The organism is Candidatus Nanopelagicales bacterium (genome assembly GCA_018003655.1).
Classification (GTDB): Bacteria; Actinomycetota; Actinomycetes; order S36-B12; family UBA10799; genus JAGNDY01.
Genome location: JAGNDY010000021.1, coordinates 13,648 through 28,578, shown reverse-complemented (window position 1 = coordinate 28,578; position 14,931 = coordinate 13,648). Strand labels below are relative to the sequence as shown.

General features: G+C 62.7%; 15 protein-coding genes. 4 read left to right on the top strand and 11 right to left on the bottom strand.

The window, feature by feature from the left end; genetic code table 11:
- The coding region (locus KAZ48_05040) for a hypothetical protein (GenBank protein MBP7972143.1) at positions 1 to 476 on the top strand (476 nt) is incomplete at its 5' end.
- 166 nt (positions 477 to 642) lie between these two features.
- Positions 643 to 1,407 (top strand): hypothetical protein, encoded by a 765-nt coding sequence (locus KAZ48_05035; GenBank protein ID MBP7972142.1) that lies wholly within the window; start codon positions 643 to 645, stop codon positions 1,405 to 1,407.
- Here KAZ48_05035 and cydC read toward each other — a convergent pair.
- The 4 genes from cydC to KAZ48_05015 form a co-directional block, all read right to left on the bottom strand.
- Entirely contained in the window at positions 1,404 to 3,185 is a 1,782-nt protein-coding gene (gene cydC, locus KAZ48_05030) for a thiol reductant ABC exporter subunit CydC (protein MBP7972141.1), read from the bottom strand. The genes KAZ48_05035 and cydC overlap by 4 nt on opposite strands.
- Complete coding sequence (cydD, locus tag KAZ48_05025) at positions 3,182 to 4,798, bottom strand: thiol reductant ABC exporter subunit CydD (protein MBP7972140.1); 1,617 nt, start codon at positions 4,796 to 4,798, stop codon at positions 3,182 to 3,184. The genes cydC and cydD overlap by 4 nt, the downstream gene beginning before the upstream one ends.
- Before the next feature lie 77 nt (positions 4,799 to 4,875).
- The gene (cydB, locus tag KAZ48_05020; GenBank protein MBP7972139.1) at positions 4,876 to 5,973 is read right to left on the bottom strand and encodes a cytochrome d ubiquinol oxidase subunit II; all 1,098 of its coding nucleotides are present in this window, start codon (positions 5,971 to 5,973) and stop codon (positions 4,876 to 4,878) included.
- A 10-nt stretch (positions 5,974 to 5,983) separates the two neighbouring features.
- Positions 5,984 to 7,390: a cytochrome ubiquinol oxidase subunit I gene (locus tag KAZ48_05015; protein MBP7972138.1), complete on the bottom strand. Its 1,407-nt coding sequence runs from the start codon at positions 7,388 to 7,390 to the stop codon at positions 5,984 to 5,986.
- A gap of 210 nt (positions 7,391 to 7,600) precedes the next feature.
- Here KAZ48_05015 and KAZ48_05010 point away from each other — a divergent pair, with 210 nt between their 5' ends.
- Positions 7,601 to 8,233, top strand: coding sequence for a response regulator transcription factor (locus KAZ48_05010; GenBank protein ID MBP7972137.1), 633 nt, complete (start codon positions 7,601 to 7,603; stop codon positions 8,231 to 8,233).
- A gap of 21 nt (positions 8,234 to 8,254) precedes the next feature.
- Here KAZ48_05010 and KAZ48_05005 read toward each other — a convergent pair whose 3' ends face one another.
- The gene (locus tag KAZ48_05005) at positions 8,255 to 9,850 is read right to left on the bottom strand and encodes a GAF domain-containing protein (GenBank protein MBP7972136.1); all 1,596 of its coding nucleotides are present in this window, start codon (positions 9,848 to 9,850) and stop codon (positions 8,255 to 8,257) included.
- 140 nt (positions 9,851 to 9,990) lie between these two features.
- On the opposite strand from KAZ48_05005, the gene KAZ48_05000 reads away from it, so the two are divergent.
- Positions 9,991 to 10,419, top strand: coding sequence for a CBS domain-containing protein (locus KAZ48_05000; GenBank protein ID MBP7972135.1), 429 nt, complete (start codon positions 9,991 to 9,993; stop codon positions 10,417 to 10,419).
- A gap of 2 nt (positions 10,420 to 10,421) precedes the next feature.
- Here the strand turns inward: KAZ48_05000 and KAZ48_04995 are convergent, their stop codons facing one another.
- The 6 genes from KAZ48_04995 to KAZ48_04970 all read right to left on the bottom strand — a co-directional run bounded on the left by KAZ48_04995 (position 10,422) and on the right by KAZ48_04970 (position 14,923).
- Positions 10,422 to 11,129 (bottom strand): histidine phosphatase family protein, encoded by a 708-nt coding sequence (locus tag KAZ48_04995; GenBank protein ID MBP7972134.1) that lies wholly within the window; start codon positions 11,127 to 11,129, stop codon positions 10,422 to 10,424.
- Entirely contained in the window at positions 11,123 to 11,497 is a 375-nt protein-coding gene (gene rsfS, locus KAZ48_04990) for a ribosome silencing factor (GenBank protein ID MBP7972133.1), read from the bottom strand. Before rsfS ends, KAZ48_04995 begins: the two co-directional genes overlap by 7 nt.
- A gap of 105 nt (positions 11,498 to 11,602) precedes the next feature.
- Positions 11,603 to 12,820, bottom strand: a complete 1,218-nt coding sequence (locus tag KAZ48_04985) for a hypothetical protein (GenBank protein ID MBP7972132.1) — start codon at positions 12,818 to 12,820, stop codon at positions 11,603 to 11,605.
- A 22-nt stretch (positions 12,821 to 12,842) separates the two neighbouring features.
- Positions 12,843 to 13,418 carry a nicotinate-nucleotide adenylyltransferase gene (gene nadD, locus KAZ48_04980; GenBank protein MBP7972131.1) on the bottom strand — a complete coding sequence of 192 codons (576 nt, stop codon included), beginning with the start codon at positions 13,416 to 13,418 and terminating at the stop codon, positions 12,843 to 12,845.
- 44 nt (positions 13,419 to 13,462) lie between these two features.
- Complete coding sequence (locus tag KAZ48_04975) at positions 13,463 to 13,651, bottom strand: hypothetical protein (protein ID MBP7972130.1); 189 nt, start codon at positions 13,649 to 13,651, stop codon at positions 13,463 to 13,465.
- 24 nt (positions 13,652 to 13,675) lie between these two features.
- A complete protein-coding gene (locus KAZ48_04970; protein MBP7972129.1) occupies positions 13,676 to 14,923 on the bottom strand; it encodes a glutamate-5-semialdehyde dehydrogenase in 1,248 nt (415 codons plus the stop codon).
- Between the last annotated feature and the right edge of the window lie 8 nt (positions 14,924 to 14,931).

Here is a 14,931-nt window from a genome sequence, read left to right as displayed (position 1 = left end):
TGGGTGGATTTGGTCGGATCGGGGTCTGGGCGAACTCGGACAGTACGGACAGTTCCTTCCACCTGGCTCGCATCAGTTCCGCCTCTGCCGGGATGAGTGTGGACATCCAACTCTTCGACGCTGGCGACACCAACGGCGCCGCCGGAACGATTTCCATCCTGCCGCCCACCGACGCCCGATCGGCCGGGTCACCGTTGTCGCTGGCCACACGTTGCACAGGTCAGGGCGAGGTTGTTGGCAGCCCGAGTTCACCGACAAGTCTGACTCCCTGTCAGCTATACCCCGTCTCCAGTTCCAACGGCTACCAGGGTCAAAGCCAAATCATTCGGGTTGGCCTGCCTGCTGACTACACCTGCAACGATGCCTCAGGTGACGGCTGCTGGTTCAAGATTCGCATGCAATTCCCAGGGGCGGTTCACGACGTCACCACGTGGTCGACGGACTTGGTTGGGCAACCCGTGCGGCTCGTGCAATGACCCTGGTGCAGCCACATTCCTGACCTAGGACGCGCGGGTGCAACGCTCACGGCCCGCGCAAGGGCCCGGGACGAAGGTCCCAAGAGGTCAGGACGCTTGGAACGGGTTAACTGCGCTGCGGGTGGGTCATGCTCTTGGGTGAGACGAAAACACCTGGAGGCCGATCGTGTCGCACTACAAAATGCCCGCCCTGGAAGAGAAGGGCTTCGTCGTTCTGGATTCCTACGGCGACCTCGTCGATCCCCAAGAGTGGCAATCGCTGGAGTACGTCGACTGGAAGTCCTCCGGTGACACCCGGTTCGCGCCGTTGGCCAGTGCCTACGGCGACATCGAGTGCAACGGCTTCTGGCACTTCAACCCACCGAAGCCTGACAAAGACGGGGTATGGATCGACAGTCAAACGGCCAAGTCGCCAACGCTGACGTGGCGAGCCCAAGAGCCGGGAGCGAACGTCGGTCGGTGCCGCATCATTGAACTGCAGCCCAATAGCTATGCCGATGCTCTCTACAACTCACATCTGGATGACAACAACCGGCTCAACCCCGAGGGTGAAGGGTGGGTTGTTCGATGCTTCATGCAGTTGACCCACAACCCGAACTCGGTGATGGTGCTGCGCGAGGACGTGCGAGACCCACGAACCGAAACGCGCATCAGCCTCCCAGCGGGCGCCCAACTCGTTGTTGACTCCGAACGGATGTGGCATTCGGTCTGGCACCAGGGCACCGAACCACGCTATTGCCTCATCACGTCGTACGAGTCCAGTCCGCAACTAGAGAAGTGGATCATGGGCAACCACCCGACGACCGAGGTTGACGTTACGCAGCTTGACTCCAGCTTTGCCGTCGAGCAGGAGAACGAGGCACAGTCGCGACGCGACGCTCGCACTGCCTTTTACGGCTACGACCCTACGAGTGTGATGTCGGAGGCCTAGCCGCCAGGAGGGACCTCGCTGGGCACTACCTCGGCCGCTTCTCGGTGCAGGCCAGTCGCGTACCAACCGCCGGTGGCAGCGAGCTGAGCCGGAGTACCGCGTTCGATAACGCGACCTGCGTCTAACACGATGACCTCATCCACGTCCCCCAAACCTGCCAGGGTGTGGGTGATGACCAGCGTGGCTCCCCCAGCACGAACCGCGAGGATGTCGGTCATCAGCTGATCAGCAGTCTGCAAGTCAAGGTGCTCGGTCGGCTCATCAAAGATCGCGATCTGCGGATCGGCCAGCAGCACCCGGGCCAGGGCCAGCCGCTGCCGCTGCCCGCCGGATAACTGCGCGCCGTGCTCACCGACTGAGGTATCCAAGCCACGAGGAAGGCTGTCAACCCAGGTACCCAACTCCGCGCGGTTCAACGCCTCCATAACCTGCTCATCGGTCGCCGTTGGCACTGCGAGCCGGACGTTCGCGGCAACCGTGTTGTCGAAGATGTGGGAGTCCTGCGCGAGCAAACACACCCGCCGCCGAATATCGTCTCCGGTGAGTTCATCGACATTCACCTCACCAAGTTCAATGTCTCCCTCATGAGGAAGGAATTTCACCAGCGCGGCGGCGATCGTTGATTTGCCCGAGCCACTCGGACCAACCAGGGCGATTCGCCGACCCGGGCTCAAGTCAAGGTTGAAGTCCGTAACAGCTGGCGCATCGGTTCCTGGCCAGGTCACCCGCAGGTTATGCGCAGTGAGCGCGTTCGGCAGGGCCGACAGAGATGCCGACTCCACTGGGTCAGGCACGGGGTCAACCGTGTCGAGCAGCTCAATCACCCGGTCCGCGCTCGCCCGTGCCCGCACGAGCGAAATCGCTGCAGTAGGCAGCGCTTGAACGATCTCGAAGCTGATGAGTGGCAGCAGGACGACAACCGCCAGGTTCACCCCCGACAGTCCACCAGCCCGAACTGCCGGTACCGCAACCAAGACAACGGCGACCAACGCGATGCCCTGGACGGCGGTGGTCAACGCTGCCGCCAAACCAAGTCCGCGAGCTGCATGCTGCTCCGTACGCGAGATCGCAGCATCCAGGTCACTGATACGTGTGCGATTCGCGTTCTGTGCTCCCGCCGCGACCACATCGGCACTCACTCGAAGATCGGTCATCAGGGCTGCAGCGAGTTCACCCTTGAGACCCACCTCAACCTCAGCAGCCGTTCGCCCAACCCGCGCTGTCAGTAGCGGTGAGAAGATGCCAGCCACCAACAGGCCGATCAGCAGAAAGACCCCACCCATCGGCAGCAACCAGAACATCAAGATCACCACCAACGCTCCGACGGTGATCGCAGTACTCCTCGGTAGCAACACCCGCAGGCCGTACTCAGCAGTCGTATCCACGTCATCGACGAGGCGCCGCAAGGCATCTCCACGCCGCAGTCGTGGCGCGCCAGCTGGCGCGACGACCGCGAGACGGGCCACTAGCTTGGTGCGCAGCGTGGTCAGGCCCATCAAGGCAGCACTGTGTGACACCAGACGTTCGGTGTAGCGGAAGACTCCACGGCCAAGGCCAAAGGCCCGCACCGCCACCACCGCGATACCCAGGGCCAGGATCGGTGGCTGCAGCGCGGCCTTCGAAATCAGCCAGCCGCTGGTGGCAAGTAATCCGATTGCACAGATCATTGTCAGCGCACCGAGCAGCAGCGCCAAGAGTCCGCGAGCCCGAACAGGCCGGATATCCGCCCAAACGCGCCGTAGCGCCGCCTGCGAGTTGTGCTCCTGCCCCGCCATCATCGGACCTGCGCAAGCGTGTCGCCAGGGGTCGGCGGGGTTCTCGGGCCCGACACATGGATGACCGAATCCGCCCGCGCGATCAAGGCGTCGCGGTGCGCGACGACCAGGACGGTGGCTCTCTGGGCCAGTTCGTCGATCGCGGTGAGTACGGCGGCTTCCGTCTGACCGTCCAAGGCAGCCGTTGGTTCATCCAACAGAATTAACTCGGCTCGCTGATAGAAGGCTCTGGCCAGCGCGATCCTGCGCGCTTGGCCCACGGAGACCCGTTTGCCACCCTCGCCAACCAGGGTCTGCGAGCCGTCGTCGAGCGAGGTGATCAGGTCTGTGAGCCCCACCGCGGCGAGGGCAGCGTCCACCCTGATCGGATCGATTCGCTGGTCACCGAGTGACACGTTGGCAGCGATGGTGTCGCTGACCAACTGCGGATCCTGACCAATCCAGCAAACGCGTGCACGCCAAGCGTCGATGTCGAAATCGCCCAGGTCCGTCGCGGTCCCGTTGCAATCGACGGTGACCTTTCCCGCACCCGGGTCGATGAAGCGTTCAAGCACCGACACTGCGGTGGATTTGCCGACGCCCGAGGGCCCAACCAGCGCGGTGACGGATCGTGGCTGGATCCGGAAACTGAGCGACTCGACGGCTGGTGCGACCCGACTGGGATAGGTGACCGAAACCTCGTCGAACACGACGGTTGCCGCGCTCAGGTCGGGTACGTCAGTAACGGGACCACTGCGCGCGGTGGGTGTCTCCAGGATCTCGATCATGTCCCCGGCTGCGCCCAGACCCTCAGCGGCTGCGTGGAAGTGCATACCAACGAGCCGCAGCGGCAAGTAGATCTCCGGCACCAGGATGAGCACCAGCAAGCCGGCGTGCAACGTCATGGTTCCGTCCACCAGCCTGATTCCGATGGAGACGGCAACGATCGCAACCGACAGCATGGCCAGTACCTCCAGCACGAGTGCCGAGAGGAAGGAGATACGCAGCACTCCCATGGTTGTCGTGCGGTACTTGTCGCCGATCTGCTGAACATTGCGAGCCTGGGCGTTGGCCCGCCCGAAAGCCTTGAGCGTGGGCATTCCGGCCACGACGTCCACAAAGTGTCCAGACAACTGACTGAGCGTCCGCCATTGTCGGTCGACTTTGGACTGAGTGAACTTGCCTATCAAGATCATAAATACCGGGATCAACGGGAGCGTCAGCACGACGATGAGCGCGGCCAGGGGGTCCGCCAAAAGCACAACTAATCCGACGGTCAACGGAACGATAACGGCCAACACCAGTTGCGGCAGGTACCGAGCGAAGTACGAATCCAAACCGTCGATGCCGCGGGTCACCAGTTGGGTCAACGCGGCCGAATTGCGACCACTTCGCCACACGGGTCCAAGGGCCTCAACGTGCTCCACGACACCGAGGCGCAGTTGACTCTTCGCCTGTGCGGCCGCCCGATAGGCAAGCGCCTCGGTCAGGTAACTCATCGCGACTCGACCGATGATCGCGCCGACCAGCAGGTAGATGGCACCACTGATTTCGGCAAGTTGGGCGCCGTCCAGGAAGACCGGGACGACGATGTCAGTGATCGCGAACGCTTGCGCGATCAGCAGCCCTGCGGTCACCGCCCCAATCAGGATCGCAGCAACCAAGAACCCCCGCGTTGCGCTGGCGAAGCGCAATAGGCGGGGGTCAAATGGCCTTAGCTGACTCCGACGGATTTCTCTACCTCCGAGGGCAAGTCTAGAGAACCCGCCTCGGGGTTGGTGATGGCATCGGCACTGATCCGCTTGCGGAAGACCCAGTACGTCCAGGCTTGGTAGATCAACACAATCGGCGTGAAGATGATCGCGACGATCGTCATGACCTTCAGGGTGTAGTCAGAACTTGACGCGTTCGTGACGGTCAACGATGCAATCGGGTTGTCGCGGTCCTGCATGAGGTACGGGAACAGGACGCTGAACAAGAAGGCGACTGCACCGACGAGGGTCACTGAACTGAAGACAAACGCCCAGCCGTCTCGACCAAGCCAATGCATCGCGATGCCGGCGACCCAGGCAAGCGCCCCGATGACGACCAGCGCCCACGTCCACGTCTTGTCGCTGTACGCCAGTTGCGTCCACAGCAGGAAAGTCACGGCCAGGACGGCGGCCACCAGCCCCCAGATCTTGCCTTGGGCGACTGCGCGCTCACGCAAGTCACCAGTGGTCTTCAGCGCGAGGAATAGGCATCCCTGTGTCAGGAAGAGCGTGAGGGTAACGAGTCCGCCGAGCAAGGCATAGGGATTGAGCAGATTGAAGAATCCACCGTCGTAGACCGAGCCTCCGACCGTCGCCGCTCCGGTCACCATGTTGGTCGATTCAGAGAGCCTCAGCGGAACGCCGCGAACGAGGTTCGCAAAAGCGACGCCCCACAGCAGAGCGGGCAGGAACGAGCCGACGACGATGGCGATGTCGAAGTTCTTTCGCCACCTGACGCTCGAACGTTTTGATCGGTACTCGAATGAGACACCGCGGATGATCAGGGCGACCAGGATGAGCAACAGCGGCAGGTAGAAGCCGCTGAAGAGAGTGGCGTACCACTGGGGGAAGGCCGCAAACGTGGCCCCGCCAGCGACGATGAGCCATACCTCGTTGCCGTCCCAGACCGGACCAAGAGTCGTCAGCATGGTGCGCCGCTCAGACTCCGTCTTGCCAATGACGGGTAGCAGGATGCCAACGCCGAAGTCGAAGCCCTCGAGGACGAAGTAGCCGCTCCAGAGGACCGCGATCAAGACGAACCAGACGGTTGTCAGTTCCATTTCCGGCTCCTCAGTAGCTGATGGACAGTGGGCGGTCAGAAGACGCGTCTGCGTCCTCCAGGAAGGGGTCCTCGACCGTCTCCGGCGGACCGATGATGACCGCTCGGCGCAAGAGGCCGAATTCAACGACCGCCAGGGCCCCGTACAGGAGGGTCAGCGTGATCATCGAGGTCCACACCATCCATGGGGTAGATGTCGGCGACACTCCCTGACTGGTCTTGAGGAGGCCGAACACGACCCATGGTTGGCGGCCCATCTCGGTGAAGATCCAACCAAAGCTCATGGCGGCAACCGGGAGGAACGGGATGGTCAAACCGGCGCGTGCAAACCACTTGGAAGTGGGTTGTCGACCCTTGCGCGTGATCCACAGCGCCCACAGCGCGAACACCGAGGCGATCATGCCGACGCCGATCATCAACCGGAACATCCAGTAAGCCACCGGAATGTTGGGTTTGTAGTCCCCCGGACCGAACTGCTGCTCGTACTGCGCTTGCAGGTTGTTGATTCCCTGGACCTCACCGTTCCAGGTGCTCGTCGCGAGCAAGGACAGTCCGTGCGGAATGTCGATGCTGAACAGCGGCTTGGAACCATCCAGGGTTCCAACGGTGAAGATGCTAAATGCTGCTGGCGCGGACGTCTCGTACAGCGCCTCAGCGGCGGCCATCTTCATCGGTTGCTGCTGCACCATGATCTTGGCCTCAGAATCGCCTGTCCACGCGATGCCGACGGACGCAACCAGGATCGTCCAGGCACCCAACTTGACGCAGGCCCGGGCCATGTCCGTGGACCGCCCGCGCACCAGGTACCAAGCAGCAATGCCAGCGACCACGGCACCGGAGACCATGAACGCGCCAGCCATGACGTGCAGAAAGGCGAAGACTGCGGTGTTCTGGGTGAGAACATCACCGAAGTTCTGCAGCTCGACCCGCCCCAGCTCAGGGTTGTACTGATACGCGGTGGGGTGCTGCATGAACGAGTTGGCGGCCAAGATGAAGTAGGCGGAAAGCATCGTTCCGATGGACGCGAGCCAGATCGTGGCCAAGTGAACCTTCTTCGGCAATCGGTCCCAGCCGAAGATCCACAGCCCGATGAAGGTCGACTCAAGGAAGAACGCGAGCAGACCCTCCACGGCCAATGGCGCTCCGAAGATGTCCCCGACGAAGCGAGAGAAGTCGCTCCAGTTCATCCCGAACTGGAACTCCTGCACGATGCCGGTAACGACACCCATGGCGAAGTTGATCAGGAAGAGTTTTCCGAAGAACTTGGTGGCTTTGAGCCACTTTTCATTGTCGGTTCGCACCCATGCCGTCTGCATGATGGCGACCATGAAGCTCAGTCCCAAAGTGATGGGGACAAACAAAAAGTGGTAGACGGTGACGATGCCGAATTGCCAACGCGAGAGATCCAGTGCGCTCATACCCGAATAGTGCCAGTTACAAACCGGTGAACCCGCCGGAATCGGACCCGGGCCCACTCCGAGAAAAGTCCTGATTCTCACGGGACCAAAGTCCCAAATCACGCATTATGGCGGGCTGCGAGTGAGGCACGTCTCGTCACTTGGTTGGTGCGCCTGCGGAACCCGTCGAGTAGCGGATACCGTGCGACGGTGATCCAGGCGAGCCCGAAGATTCGCGTGTTCCTGCTCGACGACCATGAGGTCGTCCGGCGTGGGGTGGCCGAGTTACTCCAGTCCGAGGGTGATGTTGAGATCGTTGGCGAAGCGGCGACCGCCGCGCAGGCAATGTCGCGCATCCCGGCGTTGCGGCCCGACGTCGCCGTCTTGGATGTCCAATTGCCCGATGGCGACGGCGTAACCGTGTGCCGCGAGCTGCGCAGCGAAATGCCCGAACTCAAGTGCTTGATGCTGACTTCATTCGTTGATGATGAGGCCCTGTTGGATGCAATCGTCGCCGGCGCGGCAGGCTACGTCCTCAAACAGATTCGGGGCACAGATTTGATCGGCGCCGTTCGAACGGTTGCGGCGGGCGGCTCGCTGCTGGACCCCCAGACGACTGCCCGGGTGATGGACCGCATCCGGACCGACGCCACCAAGGTCGACCCGCTCGCCAGCCTCACCGACCAGGAGCGCCGCATTCTTGACCTCATCGGTCAGGGTATGACCAACCGGCAGATTGGCGAGGAGCTCTTCCTGGCGGAGAAGACCGTCAAGAACTACGTGTCGAGCATCCTGGCAAAGCTGGGCTTGCAGCGGCGTACACAGGCGGCGGTCTTCGCAGTGAAGGCCGCCAGGGATAGCTAGCGCGACCCGGCGACCAAACCCTCACGCACCGACGATGGGCACCGACCAGGTGAGTTCGGTGGCCCAATCGGTGTCCAGAGACTGGTCGTCACCACGAACGAGCGGCGAGCCTTCATCGGAACGCACCAGGAACGTGCCGCCATGACCAACCGCTCGATTCGCAAGATTGGCAAGGCCGCTGCGGCGCAGATCGACGTCACCGGCTGCGAAACCCCGGCCGTCATCCCGGATCGACAGCGTCAGTTCGAAGTCGGTGACGTCGACGGTGACCTCAACGTTGGACGCGTGAGCGTGCCGGGCGATGTTTGACAGGGCTTCCCTGACCACAACGATCAGGTCATCGCCAACCGCATCTGGAACCGCATCGTCTAGCGGTCCGCGGATGTCGACGATCGGCATCGATCCGAGAATCGAACTCAGTTGCTCGGCCAGACCGATGATGCGGTCGTGCAGCCCGCGGGGTTGATCGCGCTCCACCGTCTGCAGCGAGTAGATGGTTGAACGGATGTCGCTGATGGTCGCGTCAAGATCATCGCTGACCTGGCGGATCCGGTTCTGCGTTGCGCCATCGGCGATGGTCCGGGCGGTTCCCTCGAGCTGCATGCCTGCGGCGAACAACCGCTGGATCACCGAGTCGTGCAGATCCCGCGCGATTCGATCGCGGTCCTCGAAGACCAACACCCGCTCGCTGCCGAGTCGCGCCTGCGCGAGTTCCATCGCCAACTCAGCTTGCGCGGCGAAAGATAGCAACTGCCCGACCGTCTCTCGCCCGAAGTTGGAACCACCCTTTCTGTTGGCCACGGAGAGCACGCCCGCCTGGCGACCGGTGCCAGTCAGCGGCACGGACAGGCAAGGATCGGGCAGTGGCAGCGGAGTCGCCAGCAGGGCCTTGGAGCCGGTGCCGCTGGCGACCTCGACGACAAAGTTGCCGGCCTGGTCTTCGAATCCGATCGCAGCAACGTCCGCCTGCGCGATTTGGCGCGCATGTTCGGCCACGAGTTCCAGTACCTCCCCCGGTTCAGTACCGGCCAGAAGTTGTCGGGTGATCTCCGCTGATGCGCGCTGCCACTGCGCCGTCCGTCGTGCCTCTTGGTAGAGGCGGGCATTTCCGATGGCTATCCCAGCGGCTGCGGCGAGCATGACGAGGAGCGCCTCATCCGCATCGTTGAACGACTCGCCGTGATTCTTCTCCGTCAAGTAGAGGTTCCCGTACACCTGACCATCTGTGGTAACCGGCACTCCCAGAAAGGAGGTCATCGGTGGGTGGTGCGGGGGGAACCCCACTGACGCGGGATGCGACGACAGGTCGCCAAGGCGAAGTGGCCGGGGATCTTGGGTAAGCAGACCGAGTATCCCGTAACCGCGCGGCAGGTCGCCAACTTGTTGGCGCTCGTGCTCGGTCATTCCGACCGTGTGAAATGCCACGAGTTGATCTGTTCCATCGGTATCTGCGAGCACCCCGAGGGCCCCGTAGCGGCAATCGACGAGTGACACCGCGGCCTCGACGATCCGGTCGAGCAGGGTAGCGAGCTCCAGGTCGCGACCGACGCTCATGATGGCAGTCATCAACTCGTTGAGTCTGCCGTCCGTCACGTCCAACTTGACTGTGTTCGGCACCGCCCTAGCGTGACATATCGGCCATTTGAGGCACGCTACGCGGCTGATCTGCTGCCGAATCGGCCATCGGGGGTGACATCCGTGGCGATCCACGCAACTATGGGTCAACCAAGGAACGCGCCGCACATGGGAGGGGCACTATGAAGATTGCATCGGTAATCGCAAACAAGGGCGACTTCGTCGCGACGGTCGCTCCCGAATCCACGGTCTCGTCGCTGTTGTCGAGCCTGGCCGAATTTGGTATCGGTGCGGTCGTCGTGACGGGAGTTGATTCGACCATCGTCGGGATCGTCTCGGAGCGCGACGTGGCGCGATCGCTGAACGCAAGCGGCGCGGTCATTCTGGACGCTCCGGTCTCGCAGATCATGACCGACGTCATTGCGGTCTGCACACCCGATACCGCCGTTGAGGACGTCATGGTCGTCATGACCGAAAAGCGCGTTCGTCACCTGCCGGTGATGGACGGCGAGGACATGGTCGGAATCGTTTCCATCGGCGACATCGTCAAAGCCCGAATCGAGAAGTTGGAAGAAGAACGCAAGTCCCTGATGAGCTATATCACCAGCTAGCGCTAGCGGTCGTCGCTGACTGGGTCCTCCGGCAGCGTTCTTGCGTTGTACTCCACCAGCCGCCACTTGGGGGTCGGGGGCACATCGGGGAATCGTTCGGTCGGACCGGTCCGCAGATCTGCCAGGGAGTTCGCGACGCCGTTTGTCTCTGCCAACACGCACCACGCGCAATTGGTCAGCACACCCAGGATTCCCCAGTGCTCGGTCGGCAGCCCGAGCATGCTGCCGATCGCCGCACGCGCTGAACCTCCGTGAGTAGCGACGACCAGTGCCCCGCCCGCCGGAACGTCAGCAAGAGCCTCGTCGATGGCCAAGAGCATCCGCGTAGCGACCTCGCTACGTCGTTCACCGCCACCAGGTGCCAAGTTTGACCCAGCGGCCCATGCGGCCAGTTCCTCACCGAAATCACGCTCGAGAGCTGGCCGGTCCAGGCCCTCCCAGGCGCCCGCGTGGGTTTCGCGGAGCCGCGGGTCAATCCGAACCGGCAAATCGACGAGTTGACCCAACGTAACGGCCGTGTGCCGTGCCCTTTCCAGGTCACTGCTGATAATCATCGACGGTCCCATGAGGGCCAACGTCGGCGCGGCCGCTGCCGCTTGCGCGCGACCAACCTCATCGAGGGGAACATCGCTGTGACCCTGGAATCTGCGAGCGGCGTTCCAGGCGGTCCGGCCGTGCCGCCACAGGACGACTCGGCGACCGTTCAGGATCGGTCCCCGGCCAGCACCGGCAACGGCAACGCGGGGCAGTCGTTCCAGAGCTTCTCGAGCCGGTAGAAGGCACGCGTCTGTTCGAGTTGGACATGGACGACGATCTCGGGGTAGTCCAGCAGCACCCAGTGACCGTCCCGCTCGCCCTCGCGGTGGAGGAACTTCTCGCCCAGCTCCAACAAGCGGTCCTCAACGTTGTCGACAATTGCCTTGACCTGCCGTTCGTTACTGGCCGAACAGACGACAAAGACATCGGACAGCGCCAGGTGCGAACTGACATCGATGGCGACGATGTCTGTCGCAAGCTTGTCGGCAGCGGCCTGTGCTGCGGCGATCGCAAATTCCTGAGCTCGTTGCGAAGCGGTCACATACTCCCTCTCGTTGGATGGTTTCACCCGGTCAGGTCATCTCAGCGCTTCATCGCGTCTAACGCACTTCTTCGGACCTGGCTGACCGAACCTGCTTCTAGGGTGTCACACCGCTGGCCTGGGCGTTGCCGACATTGTTCCCGGCGAGGTCGACGGCGTTGCGGTGCCGTCGAGCACATCCAGCCCCAGCAACACGGTCGCCTGCACTCCCACCACCTGCTCGCGCGAGACCTGGATCGCCGACTTCGGCAGGCCGAGGGCTGTTGCCAAGGGCACACCGAGTGACTCCTTGGCTGCCTGACTTGCCACGAACACCCGGCTCGTTGTTGAGCGTGGACGTTGCCCACCCCAGACGAAGGTGTTTCCGGCGTTCACGACAGCCTCTTTGGCCGTAACAAAGCTCCCGCTACTGATCCCCTCGCTCACCATCCGAATGCGTGGCAACGCACCGTTCTCACCGACCGCCGGCAACGACGGGCCGAACAGGTCGCTGACCACTGCAAATGCAGCCTGCGGGTTCTGCGTGAAGGTGGCTGCCGGGCCACTGTCGGAGCCGGAAACAGGCAGTGAGGTTGTCGTGGTTGCCCGCTCAGCCAGGGCAGTCTGGTATTCGAGCAAAGCGTTGGCGATGTAATCCGGCGACTCGCTAATTCGCGATGATGATCCGAGGCTGCCGACAATGCTGCGGACGCGGTCAACATTGCCGGGCAATTGTCGGATCACCTTGCCCCATACCTCGTCGAATCGAGCCATTCGAGCAGCCTGCGGCTCCTTTGGGCCAAGCGCTATGGCGTACTGCGCGGCAGCTGGTCCAAACACTCGACGGTTGCCGGCCTTTGCCAAGACCGTCTTGGTTCCGTCCGGATTGACCCTGACGACCGGCTGCGGCAGGTCGAGGGTGATCCCACCGACGGCGTCCACCATCGCGGCCAAGGCCAGCCGATCCATAATCCAACCACCCTGGATGGCAACCCCGAGTTGATTGCTCACCAACCCCGTCGACGCTGGCACCGGACGTGGGCCAATCTCGGCGAGGGTCACCGTCCCGGTCTGCTCCACATCAACACCGAGGCCGGGCTGCAGCGAGAGCCAGCTGCCGGTCGCGGGAGAGCCCTCGGTGCCGAGCACGATTGCTCCAGCAATCGCGTCAGTGTCATCACGAACTGCGGTGAAGATGGTCTTCTGCGCCACGGTGGTGGACGGGGATGGCAGCGGCTCGGGCGTGGGGTTGGCAGCCGGGCGAGTACGCACCAGGACGGCGATGAGAATGCAGACCACCACCAGGGCCAGTGAGCCGAGCGCGACGACCGTACGCCGAGTCACGGCGCCACGTCCTGATGCCGAATCACCGGACGACGTCCAAGTACAGACCACGCTCGCGAATGAAGCTGACGACCGCTGACGGCACGAGGTAGTCGATCGGCTCGCCTGCCCCTACCCTGCGTCGGCACTCGCTGGAGGAGATCGATAGCCCCGGAATCTCGACGAGTTCGACGTCTACGGCAGCACCAGTCGGGTTGGTCAACTGGTGGTCGGGGCGGCTCACCGCAACGAAGTGGGCAAGGCCGGCCAACTCGTCGGCATTGCGCCATGTGTTGATGGACGTCAGCGTGTCCGCTCCGGCGATGAAGAAGAGTTCGGAGTCTGGCTCAAGTTCAAGGGCCAGATCGCGAAGAGTGTCCACCGTGAAGGTCGGCCCGGCTCGATCCACGTCAACCCTGGAGGAGCAGAACCGCGGGTCGGGATCGGTGGCGAGTTCAGCCATCCGCAGGCGATCCGCCGAATCACTCACAACTCGGTCCACCTTCTGCCATGGCTCGCCCGTCGGCACGAAAATCACCCGATCAAGATCCAACCGGAAACAGACTTCAGACGCCGCCAGCAGGTGGCCAAAGTGGATGGGGTCGAACGTGCCACCCATCACTCCGACGCGGTTCACCACGTCGGGACTCTAGACAACGATGCTCAGCGGTCGACGTTGAGGCGAGTGATGGCGTAGACCGCGATCGCAAGCACCGCAAACGCGAATAGCCCGTAACCCCAGTCGGGCAGGTAGTACTGGATGTTCTCCGGTACCGGGTTGGACTCGCTGGAACCGCCGGGGTAGGTCCCGTTGACAGTCTCTGCCGCGAGGGCGACCACGTTCAGCAACATGCCGCAGACTCTAGCGGTGCTGACCTAGGAACGCACATGCCCATCACCAGTAACGATGTATTTTGTTGTGGTCAATTCCGTCAGACCCATGGGACCGCGGGCATGCAGCTTCTGCGTGGAGATGCCGATCTCCGCCCCAAAACCGAACTCGGCACCGTCAGTGAACCGAGTGGAGGCGTTGACCATCACGGCGGCAGAGTCCACCTCGTTGGCGAATCGTTCAATCGCCCCAGCAGAGTCACTGACAATCGCCTCGGTATGACCGGTTGACCAGCGGCGGATGTGATCGATCGCCGCATCGATCGAATCGACGACACCGGCAGCGATGTCCAGCGAGTAATACTCGGCAGCCCAGTCCTCGTCAGTGGCTGCGGGCACGTCGACGTTGATGGACTTCCCGACGATTTGGAACTCGTCGTCACCGTGAACAGTGACGCCCGCATCATTCAGTGCGCTGATCACGGCGGGCAAGAACTCGTCGGCAATGTCGGCATGCACCAGCAGGCTCTCGGCGGCATTACACACGCTCGGCCGTTGGGTCTTTGCGTTGAGCACGATCGCGACCGCTGAGTCGATGTCGGCACCGGCATCCACGTAGACGTGGCAATTGCCAACACCAGTCTCGATGACTGGGACAGTGGCATTCTCGATCACCGACTTGATCAGGTCCCCGCCGCCGCGAGGAATGATCACGTCGACGAGACCGCGGGCCGTCAGTAACTGTGCCACCGATTCGTGGGTGGTTCCGGGAACCATCAGCACACAATCAACCGGGACCGCCGTCTGCGCCAGCGCCTCGCGCATAACCGCAACCAGCGCGACGTTGGAGTGGTAGGCCGACGAGGACCCCCGCAACAGCGCCGCGTTCCCACTCTTGAGGGCGAGCACCGCGGCATCCACGGTCACATTCGGCCGGGCCTCATAGATCATCCCGACGACGCCCATGGGTACTCGAAGCTGCCGAATACGCAGGCCGTTGGCCAGCGTGTATCCGCGGATAACCTCCCCAACTGGGTCATTGAGACCAGCCACGTCACGGACGGCCTCGGCGATGGCCGCTATCCGCGCAGGGGTCAGAGTCAGCCGGTCGATCAGGGCGTCGCTGGTGCCGTTGTGGCGAGCGCTCGCGACGTCGCCTCGGTTGGCGGTCACGATGCGATCAACATTGCTCTCAAGCGCGTCGGCGATGGCAAGCAGTGCCGCGTCCTTGTCAGCTCGAGTGAGCACCGCCAGCTTGGCCGAGGCGACCCGGGCGGCGGCCGCGACTGACAGAGTGGATT